The 20,658-nt window shown below is 39.9% G+C and carries 15 protein-coding genes; all 15 read right to left on the bottom strand.

Going from position 1 to position 20,658, the window contains the following annotated elements; genetic code table 11:
- On the bottom strand, positions 1 to 2,896 hold a 2,896-nt coding region (locus B7723_RS03520; protein ID WP_142358079.1), incomplete at its 3' end, for a sialic acid-binding adhesin.
- Positions 2,897 to 3,137: 241 nt separating this feature from the next.
- On the bottom strand, positions 3,138 to 8,921 hold the full coding sequence (locus tag B7723_RS03515) for a ZmpA/ZmpB/ZmpC family metallo-endopeptidase (RefSeq protein WP_084943932.1): 5,784 nt from the start codon (positions 8,919 to 8,921) through the stop codon (positions 3,138 to 3,140).
- Positions 8,922 to 8,923: 2 nt separating this feature from the next.
- A complete protein-coding gene (locus B7723_RS03510; RefSeq protein ID WP_162279194.1) occupies positions 8,924 to 9,487 on the bottom strand; it encodes a TIGR01440 family protein in 564 nt (187 codons plus the stop codon).
- 109 nt (positions 9,488 to 9,596) lie between these two features.
- Positions 9,597 to 11,288: a cache domain-containing sensor histidine kinase gene (locus B7723_RS03505; protein ID WP_084849141.1), complete on the bottom strand. Its 1,692-nt coding sequence runs from the start codon at positions 11,286 to 11,288 to the stop codon at positions 9,597 to 9,599.
- Entirely contained in the window at positions 11,285 to 12,022 is a 738-nt protein-coding gene (locus B7723_RS03500) for a response regulator transcription factor (protein ID WP_000222602.1), read from the bottom strand. Before B7723_RS03500 ends, B7723_RS03505 begins: the two co-directional genes overlap by 4 nt.
- A gap of 70 nt (positions 12,023 to 12,092) precedes the next feature.
- Positions 12,093 to 13,205, bottom strand: a complete 1,113-nt coding sequence (msrB, locus tag B7723_RS03495; RefSeq protein ID WP_084849142.1) for a peptide-methionine (R)-S-oxide reductase MsrB — start codon at positions 13,203 to 13,205, stop codon at positions 12,093 to 12,095.
- A gap of 9 nt (positions 13,206 to 13,214) precedes the next feature.
- The gene (locus B7723_RS03490; RefSeq protein WP_000759245.1) at positions 13,215 to 13,778 is read right to left on the bottom strand and encodes a redoxin family protein; all 564 of its coding nucleotides are present in this window, start codon (positions 13,776 to 13,778) and stop codon (positions 13,215 to 13,217) included.
- 13 nt (positions 13,779 to 13,791) lie between these two features.
- Positions 13,792 to 14,502, bottom strand: a complete 711-nt coding sequence (ccdA2, locus tag B7723_RS03485; protein WP_084849143.1) for a thiol-disulfide oxidoreductase-associated membrane protein CcdA2 — start codon at positions 14,500 to 14,502, stop codon at positions 13,792 to 13,794.
- Between the two features lie 163 nt (positions 14,503 to 14,665).
- Positions 14,666 to 15,217 carry a GNAT family N-acetyltransferase gene (locus B7723_RS03480; RefSeq protein WP_084849144.1) on the bottom strand — a complete coding sequence of 184 codons (552 nt, stop codon included), beginning with the start codon at positions 15,215 to 15,217 and terminating at the stop codon, positions 14,666 to 14,668.
- Positions 15,218 to 15,466: 249 nt separating this feature from the next.
- On the bottom strand, positions 15,467 to 16,291 hold the full coding sequence (gene nadE, locus B7723_RS03475; protein WP_084849145.1) for an ammonia-dependent NAD(+) synthetase: 825 nt from the start codon (positions 16,289 to 16,291) through the stop codon (positions 15,467 to 15,469).
- Positions 16,288 to 17,748, bottom strand: a complete 1,461-nt coding sequence (locus B7723_RS03470) for a nicotinate phosphoribosyltransferase (protein WP_084849146.1) — start codon at positions 17,746 to 17,748, stop codon at positions 16,288 to 16,290. The genes nadE and B7723_RS03470 overlap by 4 nt, the downstream gene beginning before the upstream one ends.
- Before the next feature lie 116 nt (positions 17,749 to 17,864).
- Entirely contained in the window at positions 17,865 to 18,353 is a 489-nt protein-coding gene (locus B7723_RS03465) for a DUF6773 family protein (RefSeq protein ID WP_084849147.1), read from the bottom strand.
- On the bottom strand, positions 18,343 to 18,552 hold the full coding sequence (locus B7723_RS03460) for a helix-turn-helix transcriptional regulator (protein ID WP_001107501.1): 210 nt from the start codon (positions 18,550 to 18,552) through the stop codon (positions 18,343 to 18,345). The genes B7723_RS03465 and B7723_RS03460 overlap by 11 nt, the downstream gene beginning before the upstream one ends.
- 197 nt (positions 18,553 to 18,749) lie before the next feature.
- Positions 18,750 to 19,160, bottom strand: a complete 411-nt coding sequence (locus tag B7723_RS03455) for a GNAT family N-acetyltransferase (RefSeq protein WP_084849148.1) — start codon at positions 19,158 to 19,160, stop codon at positions 18,750 to 18,752.
- Between the two features lie 99 nt (positions 19,161 to 19,259).
- Entirely contained in the window at positions 19,260 to 20,624 is a 1,365-nt protein-coding gene (locus B7723_RS03450; protein WP_162279195.1) for an amino acid permease, read from the bottom strand.
- Positions 20,625 to 20,658 lie beyond the last annotated feature (34 nt).

Raw genomic sequence — 20,658 nt, 5'->3', positions numbered from 1 at the left:
CTTCATCCGTCAAATCGGTACGTGAATCAATGGCTGCTTCCTTAGCTTTCAGCGCATCATCGATTGCTTGCTTGGCTGCTGGCTTGCTTTGCGCAGTTGGGTTTACTGAGGCAATGCTGGTTATTCCATCAGTCTTGGCTTGATCGACTTCTACATTTGTGGTCGCAGCGTCAATTGCTTGTTTCGCTGTATCTGCTTTCGCTTTGGCATCGGCCTTCGCTGCAGTTTTCTCTTCATCCGTCAAATCGGTACGTGAATCAATGGCTGCTTCCTTAGCTTTAAGGGCCTGCTCAATAGAAGTTTTGGCTTCATTCTTTTTCTGACCTGCTTGAGGATTGACACTTTCTATATCAATAATTCCACTTGTTTTAGCACTCTCTACTGTAGCATTTGTTGTTGCGTCAGTAATGGCTTGTTTCGCTGTATCTGCTTTCGTTTTGGCATCTGCCTTCGCTGCAGTTTTCTCCTCGTCCGTCAAATCGGTGCGTGAATCAATGGCTGCTTCCTTGACTTTCAGGGCATCATCGATAGCTGCTTTTGCGGCAGCTTTCTTTATTGTTATAGGATTGTCCTTACTGATTGCTAAAAGCCCTTCTCCTTTTGCAAAATCTAATGCCTCTTTTGTTGTAATATTTACATCACCAATTGCTGTTAAAGCTTTCTCTTTATCAGCATTCACCTTTGCAATTGCTTCTGCCTTCTCTTCAGCAGTTGCAAGTAGATTGGAATTGATTTCTACAATCTTGCTTTCAGCAGCATCATTAATAGCATCGATAGCAGGTTGTTTGTTTAAAGTTATGAATTCTGATAAAAATCTTGTATCAATTGAACCATCTTTATAAGTTACAACTAGATTTCCATTTAAATCTTTGGCAATAGTATCGATTCGCGCTTCTTGATTTTCAACTATTTTTCCACTCTTACTAATCAGATTTGCATCATCGTTAGTTTGAGAGTATTCAATTTTTACTTTTTCTTTTATTTTTTCAAATTCTTCAGTTGTGATGTTATTAGGATCTACTACACTTACCTTACTTTCAGGAGCCTGTATGTCATATTTTGAAGTTTGATTTTTAACCACAAACTCCACATATCCTGCTGTTTTTTGACGCTCTGCTACATTTATAGTTTCCTCAATCCTACCGTTGTATGATGCACTCTCTCCGTTGTTATAATCATTCGCTACAATGATACTTGTCCATTTTTGACCAGGTTTTGCATTAGTAATCCCAGTCATTTTAATACTAGCGCTTTTCTTATCATCTGAAACAGAGCCTTCTCCACTCGTTAGGGCACTTTCTGTGATTTTCCCGACTGTATAACCAAAGGCATCTAGATTACCTTCGGTGGAATCACCAGCACCTCGAAGTTTCATATCTTTAATTTTAGATTCATCTTTAGCAGTAAAGGTTAAGTCAGTTTCTTCACTAGAGTATACATAGATAGTCCTATTTTGCTCGTTAGAATATGGTACTTGTACAGTTGGGGGGATATTCTCCCTCAAAACCTCCCCTACAGGTCTTGTTCTTGTAGATCCATCAGTAAAGGTTACCACAATGTTATTTCCTACAACATCAATTGATTGAATGATTTCATCAGGATTCTCTACTAAAGTTCCACGTTTATTCACTAATCTCGCATCTTCATTAGCTGTTGAATATTCTATCTGAATACCATTCTTGATTTTCTCTCTATCTTCAGCAGTTGGATTTGTTAGGCTACTTACTGTTATCAATTCATCTGCAGGCTGAGCTCGCAAAGCGTACTTCTTTGACTGAGATTTCAATACAAGATAGAAATAAGCGGGATCAGACATGTCTTGCCCTTTTTTCAGATTTTCTCTACCTTTATCATCAACTACCTGTAAATAACGAGTTCCAATATTCAAGTTTTGATCTTCTCGTTTTGTATAACCGCTATTATTTTTCAACACATCATTGGGACGCCCTTTAATGACAATTTTAGCTGGATTTTTCTTTGTAGCAGGTGTTGTTAAAGTTGGGTTTTCTGCTCGGTTTATTACGGTAGCAGTAAATCCATATTCAATATCAAGATCATTTTCCGTATCTGGAACATTATTAAACTTCTGTCTAGAACCCTTTTTAATTGTTGCATAGCGGATTTTTCCACTTTCAGAGTATACTGGGATTTCTAATGTGAAGTTCTCTTCATTATAGATGTAAATTTTCTTCTCTGATGGAATCGAAAAGGTAAAATCTACTTTAGGATCTTCATTTACAGCTGCTCGGAATCCAGTATTACTATCCACTGAGCTACTCTTACGAAGAACAGTTGACTCCGTTTTGTCATCCTGACTAGGCTCTGTATTTTTCTCCGAATTTTCAGTTTCTTTTTCCACGTTCTCTGTTTTTTGAGTCACAGTATCTTGTCTATTCGTGGTATCTTCTGAAATTTCTTTTTTTTCAACTACTTTATTTCTCAGCTTAGAGTTCACTGCAGTCACTAATTTTTGGTAGGCTCTACTCAATTCTTCTTGGTTTAGTGCACTGTTTAAACTAGCTTTTGCTGAAGCTAATTCAGTTGATAAATTAGCTAAGCTTTCTTCTGTTTTTGTTGAATATACACCACTAGTAATGTTTGTTTCAACTTCTAAAATATAGTTTGCAAGTAAACTTTTATCTAATTCAGGTTGACTATCCTTCGCGTTACTCTGATCAGTACTGATCTTTTCACCATCTTGCATTAGTTCAACCTTATTAACTGACTCTTCAGAAATTTTCAATTGATCAGCAGAAACAGCACCATTTCCTAAAAACATTAATAGTGTTGCAACTGCCACACTTGCAGCACCAAAACTATATTTTCGAATTGAAAAGCGCATAACCTTTTCTTTATCCTGTTTTTTTAGGTTTTTATTAATAATCTCTTTTTTCATCAATACTCCTTTAACTACCACTATCAATATAAAAATATATAGATTTTTATATATAATTATAAAGTATTATACCACTCATTCTATAATTTTTAAGCTCTTTTTGCAAGTTGTGGAAGTTACTTTTATTTGTAAAAACTTAGTATTATTCTGAAAAAGTAGCTTCTTGAATTCAAAAAAATGGAGAGGACATTTTGTCCTCTCCATTCTCTATATATCACTCAGCCTATTTGTCTAAAAAAGATTACTTAAAGATAGAAGTTTTAAAGCTATCCGTCTGTTGTAAAAGTTTCTTGAATAGTTTTTCTTTTAGTGCAATTGTATTATCAAACTTAACAGAGCCGTTCTTCAAACTGATTCTATCTCTTTCAACAGCAGCATAAAACGCTTGTTTTAAATCTTCGTAAGAATTATAGGTTGTGCCGTCGATTTCAACTGACTGAATTCCATTTTTCGCTTTTGTTACAACTTCATTGAAATATGCTTTCTTCCAATCTTCCAAAGTACTAAATTTATTATCAGACAGTTTCTTAATAATATAATCATCACCTAGAGTGGATTTACCTTCTTTTCTAGATTCATCCTTATATTTATTTGATGCATACCCTAGGAAACCTTTTTCATAACCATAGTAACCCCAAATTCTAAAGGTGTTGTGCTTAAAGGACATCGCTCCAGGAGCGCCCTCGCTTGTATTTCCACCATAGATACCAGTCATCATAGGAACAGTAACATAAGCAGAATCAAAATCGGAAGGATTATAAACTCTATTACCCGGACCACGGTTCGTCATGAAATTATTGGTTACCAAGTCATCTACTGTATGTAAAGGAATAGCTTTCTCTTCATCGCTTAAAGGTCGAACCTTATCAAATTGATTCTTAGTGTTATTCCCCCTGTATTGTCTATCTACCTTCTTGAACCAAGCATTATTTAATTCTTGACTAGCTTTATTGAGGACAGCTTCTCCTTCCAGGTAATCTAGGAGCATGAGCGTATCATTGTACCCTTTCATATAACGATCAATCTCATCTCTAGACTTAAGATCATTTGGATTCGTATTATACCACTGATTTCCATCATTCAAACGTTCATAGGCCATATTGATACCTAAAGCTTTATATTCCCCGTTTGGATTCGATACTGAAGGAGTTTGTAGCATTCCTTGAGCAAATGCTTCAAGATCTGTTCCTTCACGATGTCTTGAACCGCCTAGATAAACCATACGATCATTAACGTGAGTTGTTTCGTGCGTGAAGGCAGATACTCCAAAATCACTAATCATATCCGTTACCATAAAGAAGACTGAATCATCTTTATATGGATTAGCATAAACTCGAGCTACAGCTCCCATATTCCAGTTCGTATCATGATAGGTACCAGTTGGTCCAAATACTTCACGTACTGGTGCAACATCTTTACCTTTGTTAGTATGACCATAACGATCCGTACTGATTCCTTTGTAGTTCTGGTTATCTCGAACAGGAGTTGGGACCATATTGTTACTCTTCAATAATTGGTTACGTACTTTATCTAAAGACAAACGAGACCAGAAATCCAGATAATTTTGTTGTTCCTTAGCAACTTTATCAATTTCAGCTTTAAATGCATTTCTTTCTGCATCAGTATTCTTACCATATTTCTCAAAAGAACTATAAGCCATGGTATTGTATGTTGAAATCAAGATCATATGGGCATCTTTTAAGTTCAAAAGTGGCAAGATCATTTTACCATGCATATCATTATTTAATCCTTCGTATGCTCTATGTTTCTTACCAGCAAACTCAGGATTCGTTGTTTTAGGTTCAACGATGTAAACATTATCTTTAGTTGATTTTATGAACCAATCATTCAGATCTCTATCACTTGTAAAGAGTTCCATATTGTATTTTAAAAACTCATGAAGATTACCCTTACCTGTTGAACCTGAAATTACTTCACGGTAGGCATCGTGAGTGCGATCACCTTTTATATTATTTTCCTTAGAACCGATATTGATAATCCTATCTAGGACATCAACATTTTTACCATAGAAATCTGGTTTGAATAACATAATCTCTTTGATGTTAAAATCTTCAAATTTAATTCCATAGTATCGATTGAGATAGGACAAACCAAGAAGTAGAGCAGCCTTATTATCATCTATTTTCTTAATCAAAGCACGTTTTGCAGCTTCATCAGTATTTAGCTGATGATCTTGGTTGTGAACAAGTTTCGTAATAAATTTACCAAGATTCTCTTTTACGAACTTGAAACTCTCTTCCAGATAAAGATTCTTAATGGCATTTACTTTTCCGTCACCAAGTCTATTTAAATGTTTATAAATGGTATCAGACTGTAACTCAACTGGACTTAATTTTTCTAGAATTGATTGGATTAAATCACTTCTATCCTTATCAACGATATTTGGAGTATAAACTATTTCACCAAGTTCTACAATATTGTACTCTTTAACTTGTTTCACTTTAGAGCTATCTTTAGCAACAACAAGTAATTCTTCTTTCGTTCCGTCAGCATAGTGAATCAAAATCTTATCAATATCAGATAAATCTGTTACAAACTGTCCATTTTTCAAACCTGTAACAGAAAGAACTTCTTTCGTAACCAAGTTTGAACTAGCTCCCAATTTATTGGCCTGATTGACAATCCACTCTTTATTATAGAAAGGTTGTAATTTTTCGATATTGCGATAAGCAAGTTCACGGTCAATTCTGTAATCTTGAGTATCTTTATAGGTCTCATCTAATGATTTTGTATTGTTGAGAGTGTCCTCAATTAGAGGTTTAATTTCAAACTTATCAGCAGTGATTCCCATTGCATCAATCTTGGTATTAGCTTCTTCGAGACTAATTTCTCTAATTCTATGTGAACGAGAATATTTGAACGAATGTTTACCTGCACTAACATCTTTTACAACAAAGTTTCTTTCAAGAGCATTATTCGTGAAGTATCCCCCATCGTAATCAATATCACCGGAACCATAGAATTCTTCACCGTTCTCAACTTTCATCATTGAAACATTATTTTCAAGTTTGCCCCATACCCAGTTCTTACTGATGAAACCTCCAACATCTACAGGTGATTTAACTTTAATTGTTCCTTTAGCGACTGAATTTCGTACAGTCCCATATTTACCGATGCCATTAGGGTCCGAACTATTGTCAACAGTAGACGCAAGACCAGCAGCCCGAGCCTTAGTTGCTGTAATATCAGCTTCTACATATGTTTTATTCGCATGGCCTTTCCAAATCTCACCCACAATACCAGCAAGATTCCATCCTTTATCCCCAACACCATCAATTTTACCAATGAAAGCAACATTATTAACTTTAGCGCCCTCGCCATCTAATTTATTAACCACACCAGCAATATCATTTTTCGCAATAATATGGCCTGTAACTTTGACATTTTCGATTACAGCATTTTTAACAATTCTTGCAACGGGTGCAATATTTTCTGCCCAAGGCATATTAATATTCACATTGCCAAGGTTGATATTCTTCACAGAAGCATTTTCAATACGCTCAAACAATGGTCGAGCGATATTATGAATGGTATACTGTTTTCCATCAACACTTGTTAAATGACCATTAAATACACCTGGTACATATTGTTTATTTGGAGTTGGAACATTTGCTGCGTTCAAATCTGCACCAAGCTTAAACGTCCCCTTACGATTAGCTTGCATTGCTTTTACCAATTCATTGAAATCGTAGTAGACATTCTCTTCGTGAGATTTTGGCTTGGCAAAATAATGAACATATTCTTCACTGAGTTCATTACCATTAGTATGCTGAACTAGATCAGGAGCTTTAGCAGTGACCTTGTATAGTGTTTTTCCATCGACAGTAACTTCTTCGATTTTATCCACAGCAAGACGGGTCACCTTATTATCATGCGTAGCGATTTTTAGATAGTATGGTTTTACATCAGTTGGAACAGAAGTTAAGAAGCTACTATCCGTTTCAACACCATCAGTATCAACACTTATTAAGCTTGTTTCTTTAATATTTTTGACTTCAACTTTTTTGAGGTCAATTCTTAGTGGTTCTTCCCTTAGAACTTCTTCTTCATCACCTTCACCACGGTCATAAACCATTTTGGTTTCGAGTTTATAATTCTTGTAGTACTGCAAATCTGTCAGACTAGCTGTTAAGTTGTCTGGCGAAATAGTCAATGTTTTGACAATTTCATCACCCTTTTTAAGAGTTAGGGTAATGGATTTTATAGTTGCCTTACTTGGGTTTTCCAAATTGTAACGAATTTGAGATGTTCGTTTTAAATCTTTAACATCGATAAGCGACAAATTTAAAATTGGTTTTTCAAAGTTTTTAGTTCCTAATTTAACGATACGATCTTGATCTAACTCCAAAACCTGTTCGACAACTTTCGGTGCTTCTTCAGTCTTCAGTCCTTTAATTGTCTTATAAGTCTTTATAACCTTTTTCTGTCCGTCTTTTCCTTCTTTGACAGTGACTCTTTCACCTTTTTTAAGTTGATCATCTTCTTCAACCTTTTCCTTAAACGGAATCTTTTCAAGACTTTCTTCTACCAGAGTTCCTTCAATTGGTTTTGTACCACGGCTTATTTTTTTAATGACTGGTTCTTTGATGACAATGGTTGTTGTATTTAAAACTTGATCAGTCTCAATACCGTCGAGAGTCTTATAAGTCGTTTTGGTAATTTGACTACCCTTTTCTCCATCTTGGATGACAGTTTCTTCATCCGTATATTTGGTTGGATCTTCGATAATTTCTGTCTTATAGTCAATCTCCGTAGTAGTTTCTTTCGTAACCGCGCCCTCAGTTACTTTATATTCAGGTAACTTTTCTTGAACTACCGACTCACCTTCTTTACCTGGCTCCTGAGTACCTTTAACTTCAATCTTGCCTGTATATTCTGACTGTGGTTCTTGAACTAAAGACTCGCCCTCTTTACCTGGCTCCTGAGTGCCTTTAGCTTCAATCTTGCCTGTATATTCCGCCTGTGGTTCTTGAACTAAGGATTCTCCCTCTTTGCCTGGCTCCTGAGTGCCTTTAGCTTCAATCTTGCCTGTATATTCCGCCTGTGGTTCTTGAACTAAGGATTCTCCCTCTTTGCCTGGCTCCTGAGTACCTTTAGCTTCAATCTTGCCTGTATATTCTGACTGTGGTTCTTGAACTAAGGATTCTCCCTCTTTGCCTGGCTCCTGAGTACCTTTAGCTTCAATCTTGCCTGTATATTCTGACTGTGGCTCTTGAACTAAGGACTCTCCCTCTTTGCCTGGTTCCTGAGTGCCTTTAGCTTCAATCTTGCCTGTATATTCTGACTGTGGCTCTTGAACTAAGGACTCTCCCTCTTTGCCTGGTTCCTGAGTGCCTTTAGCTTCAATCTTGCCTGTATATTCCGTCTGTGGTTCTTCAACTACCGACTCACCTTTTTTACTGCTTGTATTGGTACTAGATTTTGATTCTTTAAAGTAACCAACATACTCATATCCTTCAATATGAATAACACCTTTAGCCAAACCTTCATGTGTAGATGCAGAAATAGTTTGGTTATACGAAAGTAACTCTTTATTTTCAAATGCAAAGGCAGTAAAAGGTACAAAATTGCTGACGCCGATAGAGCTAATTAACAGAATCCCAAGTACTTTACTACGGTGTTTCTTGGAAACTAATAGAACCGCTAGTGAGGCTGTTGCCAACCCAAGACCTGCCAAAGCAAGCTCCTTACTTCCTGTGTATGGAAGTTGTTGACTGTTAGTCTCCTTCTTGCGATAAACTACATAAATAATATCTTCATCTTGAAATTCTGTAGGAACCTCATGGTGAATCAAGGCTTTTTCAGACTCGGTCAATTCCTGCTCCGCCAGATAACGGTAATGCACACTATGAACACCACCAATTTCATTGGCTTGCACCTTATCTACTAAAAGGGTACTGGCACCAAAAAGGAAGGCCCCGATAGCTACAGGACCTACCCCAACAGTGAGCTTACGAATCGAATATTTGGTAATTTTTTCTAGTTGTTGTTTTGTCTTTTTCATTCTCACGACTTTCTGATAGAATCTTGTGGATACTGCGCACGCGCACCTCCGATTAGTTTGGGACGACTAGCTAGAGCCGTTACATGGGCATGCCCAATTTCTCTCAAAAGAGGGCGAATCGGAACCTGAACATGCTTGACATGCATGCCAATCGCAGTATCTCCGATATCCAATCCAGCATGGGCCTTGATAAATTCAACCTCTACTGGATCCTGCATAAACTTGAAGGCTGCCAACTGACCCGAACCTCCTGCATGAAGTGTAGGAAGGACACTGACGATTTCAAGACCAAACTGCTCTGCCACCTGACGTTCAACAACGAGGGCTCGATTGACATGTTCACAACCTTGAACAGCTAGATGAATTCCTTTATCCTCTAGGGTATCTAGGATGGTCTTCACAATGATCTCCCCAATTTCTTGACTGGATTCCTTGCCAATCTGACCACCTATCACCTCACTAGAAGAAAGGCCCAAAACAAAGATAGTTCCTTGCTTCAAATTAGCCTTGTCTATTACATCTTCTACAATCTGGCTTGTTGCTCTTTGAATGTCTTTTTCCTTCATACTTGATACCTCTTTTGTCACTATCTATCATATCTTTTTTTACTGATTTTATCAAGGCCAACTAATCATTCTGAATTTTAAAAGCAAAACTCCCAGAATAGACTGGGAGTTAGCTAATTACTATTTTATTAATGTATATTTCAACTGTCGTCCCTTTTTCGGGTGCAGAATTGATCTTCATCTGGTAATTGTCTCCAAAATGAAGTTTGAGTCGTTGGTCGACATTTTTTAGGCCAACTCCCCCACGTTTGAGCTGACTTTGACTGCTATCACCAGGATTTTGGAAACCAACACCATCATCCTCAATGCGGATGACAAGCCCTGTATCCTGTCTCTGAACAGAAAGTTTAATATGGCCCTGACCTTCCTTCTCCTTGATGCCATGGTAAAGGGCGTTTTCTACAAGAGGTTGCAACACCAGTTTAGGCAAGACTAAATTATCAAAGTCAGGTTCTTCAGCAATCTCATACTCCAGCTTATCACCATAGCGTTGTTTCTGGATAAAGAGGTACTGGCGGACATGATTGATTTCATCAGAAAGAGAAATCAAATCCTTTCCTTGATTGAGCGCCAAGCGGAAATAGGTTGCCAAGGACTTGGTCACCTGAACCACTCGCTGACTATCCTGAAACTCAGCCATCCAGATGATAGTGTCCAAAGTATTATAGAGGAAATGGGGGTTAATCTGGCTCGACAGTGCTTGAAGTTCATACTGCCGGGTTGCTTCTTCCTGCCTGCGCACATCTGCCATCAACTGATCAATCTGATCCAGCATGGCATTGAACTGACGAGTCACTTCTCTCAGTTCATAGGCGCCCGCTTCCTTAGCACGAAGATTTTGTGTACCAGAAGCAATTTCCAGCATGGTTTCTCTCAGATCCTTCAAAGGGGCAATCCAGCGTTTGAGACTGAACCACACCAAGCAGAGACAGGCAAGAAGAGATAAGGCACTAGCACCAAGCAAGGTCCACATGAGTTGACTCCGAACCTGGTCTAACTTCTCCAACGAAGACACGCCTATAACCGTCCAATCAGTCCCTGCAATCTGTTCCTGACTAACGTAGGATTGATGGTCCAGCGTATAGCCCTGTCCCGTCTCAATGTAGGGTTTCATGGCCTCCATTTCACTCGCTGAGCTATAGACAGTACGTTCAGGATGGTAGACAAATTCATGCTTCTCATTGATGATAAAGGCAAAGCCCTGCTGGCCCAACTGGAGTTGGTTGAGATAGGCTTCCAGAGTTTCATAGGAAATATCCAAGCGAAGCACACCAAGATTGGCTCCCTTTGCATCAACAAGTTCCTGAGTGACAGAAATAACCCACTGACTATCTGATTTACGAGCTGGTGTCAAAACTGGCTTAGCTCCCTGATGGATAGCCTTTTGGTACCAATCCTCAGCCATCATATCTGAGGAGGTTTTCATCTGCACACTGTCATCTGTGGAAATAACCTGACCGGATTTAGTGACCAGTACCACCGTTTTCAAGTCCTGATCTGCCTTTAAGATAGTCAAAAACAGATCTCGGATTCCTTTGACCTGGTCTTGGTTAGGATTCTCAGCATAGGCTAAGACATCCTTCTGCTGGGTCAAACTGGTAGAGGTGGTTTCTAATTTTTTGATATAAGACTGAATAAAGTGGCTAGTTTGGCTAATGGTCGTTTGGCTATTACCCTCGATAGTAGCCTCAATGGCTGATGAACTCGATTGATAGTAGAAAGTCCCAACCACAGCTAGGAGAATGAGAAAGACCAGAAAGATAGAAATAACCATTCTGACTAAAAGAGAAGAACGCTTCATCGACCTTCTCCCTTCTTAAACTGACGAGGCGTCACACCTGCAATCTGTTTAAAACGTTGAGTAAAGTAGTTCATATCTTCAAAACCAACCTTTTCGGCTATCTCATAAATCTTTAAATCCGTGGTCAGAAGCAAGAGCTTGGCTTGTTTGACACGCTCTCTCACCAGATAATCCTGAAAAGGCAGCCCCAACTCTTTCTTAATTAAGGAACTCAAATAAGTCGGACTAAAACCTAGGTCACTGGCCAAAGACTTTAAACTAAATTGACTATCAGCCAGATGAGACTGGATTTTCTGGGCCAGGTTTCCTTCAAACTTATCGGTCAGTAAATCTTGTAACTGCTCTTCCTTTTCTTCCTTGTCTAGTTTTTGCTTGATTTTCCCCAACATTTCCTCAATATCCTGACGAGAAAAGGGCTTGAGCAAGTAGTCATCTACACCGAGTTTGACAGCAGACAAAGCATAATCAAAATCATCGTAACCCGTCAAAAATACCAGATGCACCTGGGGATAGGTTTCTCGGACCAGCCTGGCCAACTGGATGCCATTTAGCTGAGGCATGTTGATATCGGTTAAAATGATATCTGGCACCTGCTTTTGAATCAAGTCCCAAGCCTGTCTTCCATTTTCAGCCTGACCGATGATTTCCATATCGTAGGCTGCTACATTGACCAGCTTGGTCAAGCCTTGTCTTACCAGATACTCATCTTCTACGATTAAGATTGTGTAGGTCATGCTCTGCTCCTTTACCACTTACTAGTATCAGTATAGCAAAATTCTCCTCTAACTGCTTAGGAAAGACTTCTTAATCGACATAATCTAATAAATAGGCATAGCCTTTTTCTGCCATTTGGTCTTTGGGAATAAAGCGGATAGAGAGACTATTGATACAGTAGCGTAAGCCACCCTTGTCCTGAGGCCCATCTGTAAAGACATGACCAAGGTGAGAATCTCCAACTCGGCTTCTCACTTCCATGCGCGTCATATTGTAGGACTTATCTTCCTTGTAGGTAGCAACATCTGGACTGATTGGTTGAGTGAAACTAGGCCAGCCACAACCAGACTCAAACTTGTCCTTTGATGAAAAGAGGGGTTCACCAGTTGCGACATCCACATAGATACCGGATTCAAATTTATCCCAGTAGCGGTTTGAAAAAGCTCGTTCTGTTTGATTTTTCTGGGTAACGGCATACTCCTCAGGCGACAAGGTCTTCTTCAACTCCTCATCACTTGGTTTAGGATATTTGCTGGCATCAATGACGGGATAGGCAGCCTGATTAACATTGATATGACAGTAGCCATTTGGATTTTTCTTGAGATAGTCTTGGTGGTAATCCTCCGCCACCACAAAATTCTTCAAGTTTTCCTTTTCAACTGCCAGAGGTTGGTCATATTTCTTAGCAACTTCATCAAAGACTTGGTTGATTACTTCCAAATCCTTGTCATCTGTGTAATAAACACCAGTACGGTACTGGGTCCCCACATCATTTCCTTGTTTATTTTTGCTGGTTGGATTGATAATGCGGAAGTAATGAAGCAGAATTTCCTTGAGGGAAATTTGATTAGCATCATAGGTAACATGGACAGTCTCCGCATGTCCTGTTTGATTGATCAATTCGTATTTGGTTGTTTCCCCTCTACCGTTCGCATAACCTGAAACGGCATCTGTCACTCCAGACACGCGTGAGAAGTATTCTTCCACTCCCCAGAAACATCCCCCAGCTAGATAAATTTCGTGCAAGTCTGCATCCTTACTCACTTCTGTTTTTTTCACTGTTTTTCCTCCTTGGCTAACGGATGCTTTCTCAATTTTCGAGCTATCTGTCTGCCCTGCATTTCGCATCAATAGGAAATAGAAACCGGTTATAGCTAGGAGAATGACCCCTGCCAAGACAAAAAGTTTTACTTTATCATTCATAGCCTTTCTCTACCCCATTTCTTTCAATTCTTTTAAAATCATATCCTTATCCATAAAACCTGGTTGCGTTTTGACCAGCTTGCCTTCCTTGTCTATAAAGGCTTGAGTCGGATAAGAACGGACACCATAACTTTCCAAAAGTTTGCCTGATGGATCAATTAGAACTGGGAAATTTTTATAATCTAAGCCCTTATACCAGTTCTTAAAGTCAGCTTCAGATTGTTCTCCCTTGTGGCCTGGTGACACCACTGTCAAAACCACATAGTCATCACCAGCATCCTTAGCGATTTCATCGGTATCTGGAAGACTGGCTAGACAGATGGAACACCAAGAAGCCCAGAATTTGAGATAAACTTTCTTGTCCTTGTAGTCAGATAAACGATAGGTCTTGCCATCTACACCTGTCAGTTCAAAATCAGCGACTTCCTGACCCTTAGTGGCAGTTTGTGAACTAACTTGTTCTGTTTTGGTTTGCTCCTTCATAGTAGACTCGTCTGCCATATTTTCAGCCGAACAGGCTGCCAAGCAACAGATTGAGCCTACCCCAAGGAGACATGTTTGCCATTTTTTCATTTCTTTTTCCTCTCTATTCAAATAATGTAGTCAAAATGGAAGCATTTCCCAAAAGCACCAAGATTCCCATCACGATAATGAGGAAACCACCCACTTTTTTGAGGATTCCGAGGTAGGGATGCAGTTTTCGGAAATGTTTCAAAACATAGCTGGAGGCGAGAGCTAGGACTAAAAATGGTAGCGCCAATCCCAGCGTGTAAACCAACATGAGACCAGCTCCCTGCCAAGCTCCTGAACCACCTGAAGCCGCCAAGGCCAAAACAGACCCCAGAACCGGCCCCACACATGGCGTCCAAGCAAAACTAAAGGTCAACCCCAGTAAAAATGCCTGACTATAGCCGTTACCCTTTTGCCCCTGTCTCTTTAATTGTAGCCTTCTTTCCTTGTAGAGTCCCTGCAAATGTAAAACATCCATCTGGTGCAAGCCCAAGAGAATGATAATCGCACCCGTCACATACTGAAACCAAGAAGCATACAGCAAATTGCCTAAAAAACCAGCTCCATAGCCCAGTAAGATAAAAACAAAGGAAATCCCCGCTATAAAGGCCAAAGTTCGCAATAAACTAACAAGTGAGATTGAAAATTTTCCACTAGAAGCCTGAGCATCATTCTTATCATCCAACAAGACCCCCGCATAGACTGGCAACAAGGGTAAAATACAAGGAGAAAAGAAGGAAAGAATTCCAGCAAGAAAAACACTGATAAAAAAGATTACATTGTCCATTGCCTTCCTCCATTCTTTGATTTGATAGGTCTATTATATCCCCAAAACTCCAGAAAAAACAGGGACAATGATAGGCAAAAATAGGAATTTAATCAGTTTATTTAGAAATCTGGCACAAAAAAAGCCAGACAAGGTCTGACTTTGGTAGCTACAGAAAAGAAAATCACCTGTCTTCCCTGCTTATCTGGTAATAAATAAGGTCCGCAACGTAATCTTTTCTCTCCACACCATTGGCAATAGTTTTTAGATAGGACATTCCAGCCTTCTCCATCACACGACCTGAAGCTGGGTTAAGACTGGCGTAACGAGCTCTGACTTTTTGAAAGCCTGCTTGAGTAAAACAGAAGTCTAGCACAGCTTTCAAGGCCTCCGTCATCATACCTCGGCCCCAAAAGTTTTTTCCTAAAACATACCCAATTTCACAACTTAAATCTTCCTCGTGCATTTCAATGATGCTGATATCTCCTATCACATGCTCTGGGTTCTCTTTGAGACAAATGGCCCATTTGTAATAGTTGGGATTAGTATAGGATGCAACCCAATTTCGAATCGAGTTCCGAGTCACCTCAACATCAGGATGAGCATCCCAGGTGACATAGGTCAGATTCTCAGCAGACGAGGCCCAATTTTGAAACATGGCTTCCGCATCACTCTCCACAAATCTTCTCAAGATCAAACGTTCTGTCTGTAACATTTGCGTACCGATTGCTTTCATAATGTTACCTCGCTTTCTAAGCTTAAGGCTCAAGCTAAAAAGGTCCCCCGGATCTTCCTCGCTTTCTCATTTCCAGGCTCAGGGTAAAAAGACTATACTCAGTAATAGCTAGGAAACAAGTGTTTTACCTAATCCCTTGACGCAGTCGCTGTCTGGTTTGAAATGCGCTTTACCAAGCTTTTTCAAACCTAGTCATCGTTGCGGGGGTGAGACAACGAAATCGAACTCTTCGAGTTACCGATTTCTGTCTCACTCCCAAAAGTCATCAAATACGGTGATTGGTAGGTGGCGTTTGTGTTGGCCTTTGTGCCACCAGTTTTCGATAGTTGCTTGGGCTTCTGGACTGATGGTTTTGCCTTCAAGGTAGTCGTCAATTTCATTGTAAGTGACTCCCAAGGCTACTTCGTCTGCAAGTCCAGGTTTGTCTTCTTCCAAATCTGCTGTTGGGATTTTTTCATAAAGGGCTGGGTCTGCACCAAGTTCCTTCAAGAGTTGTTTTCCTTGGCGTTTATTGAGGCGGTAAAGAGGGAGAATATCTGCACCACCGTCACCAAACTTGGTAAAAAAGCCTGTGATATTTTCCGCAGCATGGTCTGTTCCAATGACGGCTCCGCTATGGGAACCCGCAAGAGCATATTGGGCAATCATACGACTACGAGCCTTAATATTGCCCTTGTTAAAGTCTGAAACAGGACTTCCTGTCGCTTCGACTGCTGCTGTCATAGCATCAGCTGATTCCTTGATATTCACAACCAAGCTGACATCTGGCTGGATGAAAGCAAGAGCTTTTTGAGCATCTGCTTCATCAGCTTGCACGCCGTATGGCAGGCGGACAGCGATAAATTGGTAGCTGTCATCTCCTGTCTCTGCTCGCATTTCTTCCATCGCTAATTGCGCCAAACGCCCTGCCAAGGTTGAGTCCTGACCCCCAGAAATCCCTAGTACAAAGGTTTTAAGGAAGGGGTGTTTTTTCAAGTATCTCTTTAAGAAATCAATCGAACGACGAATTTCTTCCTGGGCGTCAATCACTGGCTTGACACCTAGTTGCTGGATAATGGTCTCTTGCAAACTCATTCTTCTTCTCCTTCACCAAGAGCTTCCTTACGCATCTTATCAATCAAGTCCATTTTGTCCTGCCAAATATCACGCGCCAAGTCTACCGGGTAATGTTGCGGATTGAGTACCCGTTTATACTCATCCCAAAGCTTGTCAAATTCTTTGCGAGCATAGGCTTGAATCTCAGTCAAACTAGGCAAGTTGTAAACTAATGTTCCTGCTTTGAAAATATCCACCAAGAGAGGAACCGCATCAAAATTTCGAACGGTCTTTTTGATGTAGGTATAAGTTGGATGGAACATTTTGATTTCTGTCATGCTGGCAACATCCACACCGTCATAGGTGATGTAGTCACCTTCTGACTTGCCTTTTTCACGACTAGTAATGCGCCATACCTGCTTCTTACCTGGGGTCGATACTTTTTCAGCATTGCTTGAAAGCTTGATGGTATTGCGCATCTTACCAGTTTCATCTTCGATAGCTACAATCTTATAAACCGCTCCAAGGGCTGGCTGGTCATAGGCCGTAATCAGCTTGGTACCCACCCCCCAAACGTCAATCTTAGCGTGTTGCATTTTGAGGTTAAGAATGGTATTTTCATCGAGGTCATTGGAAGCGTAAATTTTGGCATCTGGATATCCAGCCTCATCTAACTGTTGGCGAACTTTCTTGGAAATATAGGCTATATCCCCTGAGTCGATACGAACGCCTTTAAAATTAATCTTGTCTCCCAGTTCACGAGCTACCTGAATAGCAGCTGGCACACCGATGCGAAGCGTATCATATGTATCTACTAGAAAGACACAGTCACGATGGGTTGAAGCATAGGCCTTGAAGGCCTTATAGTCGTTTCCATAAACCTGTACCAAGGCATGAGCATGAGTACCCAAAACAGGAATGCCAAAGAGCTTCCCTGCTCGCACATTGCTAGTTCCATTGGCTCCACCAATCACGGCTGCGCGTGTTCCCCAGATAGCCGCATCCATTTCTTGCGCACGACGTGTCCCGAATTCCATCAAGGGTTCATCTTCGATAACCGAACGAATACGTGCTGCCTTGGTCGCTATCAAGGTTTGAAAGTTAACGATGTTTAAGAGAGCCGTTTCGACCAACTGGCATTGGGCTAGAGGGCCTTCAACTTGAACAATTGGCTCATTAGCAAAAACCAAGTCCCCTTCTTGGGCAGAACGAACCGTCAACTCCAACTTAAGATTTCGTAGGTAATCCAAGAATTCTCCATGATACCCAAGCGTCTCCAAGTAGTCAATATCGCTATCTGAAAAGCGCAAGTCTTTAAGATAATGTACAATTCTTTCCAAACCAGCAAAAACTGCATAACCGTTCTGAAAAGGTTGCTGACGGAAATAGACCTCAAAAACCGCCTTCTTATTGTGAATTCCTTGATCAAAGTAAACTTGCATCATGTTAATCTGGTACAAGTCCGTGTGCAATGTCAAACTATCATCTGGATACATCTATTTTCCTTCTTCCTACTTTACAAAGGTATGAACGTATTCTACCACTTTCACACCGTCCGATAAATTAGTACTATTATAACACATTTTACCAAGATTGATAAAAAGCTAACAAGCTATTCTCCATTCTCCAGTTCATCCATATCTTGCTCAAACTTTTTTTGAGCCCATTCGCCATAACTTTTAAGGCCGAGATTGCCGATAAAAACCCAAGGAAGGTAGATTAGATAAGTAATGGCCCAAGCAGACAAATATTTAACGTTCAAAGGATTGTGCTGGTAAATTTCTATGTTGAATTGATAATTCTGCAACATCAAAAGAGTCGTAATAGCGAGAGTTACCAGCAAACACCCTATAATTGTAAAATGAAAACGACTATAGTAGGTCACTCCAAGTTGTCGTGCACGATTGAAAAAGAAGAAAATTCCTAAAAGAAGGGTAACCAGAAGAATATTAGGATTAAAAAGAGCAGGTGCTAATACAGCCACCAGATAGCTTAGCAGAATGAGCCCGATAAACACATTAAAAGACTCTGTCCCAGCTTTGTTAATCAGTTGTTCTTCTCTTTCGTCTAATAATTGATAATAAAAAAATCTATTTTTCATCTTCTTCCTCCCAAAATAATTGATCTAAAGTTTTGCCTAAGCATCTGCAAATGGACTGGCAAAGGGAGAGGCTAGGATTGTATTTCCCAGCTTCAATCAAGCCTATAGTCTGCCTAGTAACACCCACAGCTTCTGCCAAATCACCCTGTGTCATATCAAGCTCCACACGAGCTAGTTTTAACTTTAAATTTTTAGCCACTTGTTTCCTCCTTCAATATTTTAAAAAGTTGCGCTTCTTTTAAAAACATTATACCATATATCTAACTTAATGCAATATATAAATGTCATTTTGTAAGATTTTGTTAACGAAAAACTCTCTATCATCTTACATGATAAAGAGTATTCGTTCTTTTTTGATACTTAGCTAAGTTCCTCTCCAAAAGAAAGAAGTCTAGATCACAAATCCTTTTGGTAATAAAATCTTTGCCCTGTATAGGGGTAGTCTTGCAAGGTAAAGACTTCCTTGTAGCCATGCCTTTTATAAAAATCTGGTGCTTGAAACTGGTAAGTATTCACGAAAGAAAAACGACAGTTTCGATTCTTGGCTTCATTTTCAGCTCGCTGCAATAGTTTTGAACCAATTCCTTGTCCCCTCAATTCCTCTCTCACAAACAAATATTCGATTTCCAACCAATTTCCGAAAGTCTCTGCTACTAAGCCTGCCATGAGATTGCCCTTTTCGTCTTCGACATAAAGGTTCAGTGGCTCGCTTTCAGCCTCTTCTCTTTTAGAACGATTATAAGCACGAATCAAATCTCCTATTTCTTGCGCTTTATTCGACTCCTTATTTTCCAATCTAACGTGCATCCAAACCTCCTAATAAACTACTACAGCTTGATTATAGTCTTATTTCGATGGACTGTCAAACTAGAAAAACTCACCAAACAGAGTTGATGAGTTCATGATTTATTTTCTAAATTTCCACTGACTATAAATCCCAAAAACAAGGATCCAGATAGCAGAACCAACTGCCCCCATGAAAGTAGACTCTTGCAAAAAGAGAGTCACAAAAACAAAGACAAAAAAGAGAATGGTTAGGGGATTAAGCAAGCGATACTGAGGCATAAGGTAGCCATCAGCCATGAAGTCTTGTGACTTGCGGTATTTGAGATGGGCCACCATAATCAAGATATAAATCGCGATGTAAACACCTGATGAGGATGCGGTGATCAAAGCAAAGGCATCTGAAACACCTGGTAGCACGTTGATAAAGGCAGCGAGAGCAATCAAGATCGCTGAGGCGATGATGGCATTTTGTGGAACATTGTGGCGAGAAAGGGTATCGACCTTAATGGCCTTTAAGAAACGATTGGGCGAATCATGGGCAATCTGATATAAGTGTCTCCCTGTTGAGTAGAGAGTTGAGTTAAGAGCAGACGCTGCTGAGGTCAATACAACAAAGTTGATTAGAGCCGCTGCCCACTTGATCCCCGCCAGTTCAAAGACCGTTACAAATGGAGAATCTGAAGAATTAAGATAAGACCAAGGAATAATGGCCATAATCGCAATGAGAGCTCCCCCGTAGAAGAAGATAATTCTGAGAGGAATCTCCTTAACAGCTTTAGGCAAGACCTGACGAGGGTTCTTTGTTTCAGAAGTTGTCACCCCGATAAACTCAATCATCAGATAGGCAAAAAATACCATTTGAAAGGCCATGACAAAGTTCATAACTCCGTTTGGAAAAAGAGAGAACTGGTCGCTGATATTTGCCAAACTTGCAACACCGTGTGGTGTCTTAAAGCCTGTCAAAACCATAAAGAATCCTGTTGCAATCATGGCTAAAATCGCCACAATCTTGACCATAGCAAACCAAAACTCGACTTCGCCAAAGAGCTTAACTGCAATTAGATTGACCAAAGCCAAAATCGTTAAAAAGACAAGCTGAATCATCCAGCTAGGCCAGGTGGGAAACCAGAAGCGAACATAATCTGAGATGGCAGTGATTTCTGCCATACCGATAAAGACAACTGACAACCAATAAGACCAAACTGAGAAATATCCCCAACCTTTCCCCAAATGACGGGTGATAAAGTTGATAAAGGTATGTTGTTCTGGATCCTGATACAGCATCTCCCCAACAGCCCTCATCATCAAAAACATAAAGGCTCCTGTGATCATATAAATCAGGATGATAGAAGGTCCTGTAAGGCTGATAGAGCGTCCAGCACCTAGGAAAAGTCCGGTTCCGATTGTTCCCGCAATAGCCATCACCTGCACATGGCGATTGGTTAAACCACGCTCCATTTTATTTTTCTTCTTATTTTCACTCATATAGTCTCCTTTTTATCCAAAAACCAAAAAGGAG

This window comes from Streptococcus oralis subsp. oralis (assembly GCF_002096435.1).
Lineage (GTDB): Bacteria > Bacillota > Bacilli > Lactobacillales > Streptococcaceae > Streptococcus > Streptococcus oralis_AA.
Note: the sequence above shows the minus strand (reverse complement) of the source record. Positions and strands in the feature narration are given on the sequence as shown.

What these genes read in the sequence shown, in the direction of transcription:
- B7723_RS03515 (WP_084943932.1), bottom strand. Translation starts at nt 8,921, where the DNA reads ATGAAAAAGACAAAACAACAACTAGAAAAAATTACCAAATATTCGATT.
- B7723_RS03510 (WP_162279194.1), bottom strand. Translation starts at nt 9,487, where the DNA reads ATGAAGGAAAAAGACATTCAAAGAGCAACAAGCCAGATTGTAGAAGAT.
- B7723_RS03505 (WP_084849141.1), bottom strand. Translation starts at nt 11,288, where the DNA reads ATGAAGCGTTCTTCTCTTTTAGTCAGAATGGTTATTTCTATCTTTCTG.
- B7723_RS03500 (WP_000222602.1), bottom strand. Translation starts at nt 12,022, where the DNA reads ATGACCTACACAATCTTAATCGTAGAAGATGAGTATCTGGTAAGACAA.
- msrB (WP_084849142.1), bottom strand. Translation starts at nt 13,205, where the DNA reads ATGAATGATAAAGTAAAACTTTTTGTCTTGGCAGGGGTCATTCTCCTA.
- B7723_RS03490 (WP_000759245.1), bottom strand. Translation starts at nt 13,778, where the DNA reads ATGAAAAAATGGCAAACATGTCTCCTTGGGGTAGGCTCAATCTGTTGC.
- ccdA2 (WP_084849143.1), bottom strand. Translation starts at nt 14,502, where the DNA reads ATGGACAATGTAATCTTTTTTATCAGTGTTTTTCTTGCTGGAATTCTT.
- B7723_RS03480 (WP_084849144.1), bottom strand. Translation starts at nt 15,217, where the DNA reads ATGAAAGCAATCGGTACGCAAATGTTACAGACAGAACGTTTGATCTTG.
- nadE (WP_084849145.1), bottom strand. Translation starts at nt 16,291, where the DNA reads ATGAGTTTGCAAGAGACCATTATCCAGCAACTAGGTGTCAAGCCAGTG.
- B7723_RS03470 (WP_084849146.1), bottom strand. Translation starts at nt 17,748, where the DNA reads ATGTATCCAGATGATAGTTTGACATTGCACACGGACTTGTACCAGATT.
- B7723_RS03465 (WP_084849147.1), bottom strand. Translation starts at nt 18,353, where the DNA reads ATGAAAAATAGATTTTTTTATTATCAATTATTAGACGAAAGAGAAGAA.
- B7723_RS03455 (WP_084849148.1), bottom strand. Translation starts at nt 19,160, where the DNA reads ATGCACGTTAGATTGGAAAATAAGGAGTCGAATAAAGCGCAAGAAATA.
- B7723_RS03450 (WP_162279195.1), bottom strand. Translation starts at nt 20,624, where the DNA reads ATGAGTGAAAATAAGAAGAAAAATAAAATGGAGCGTGGTTTAACCAAT.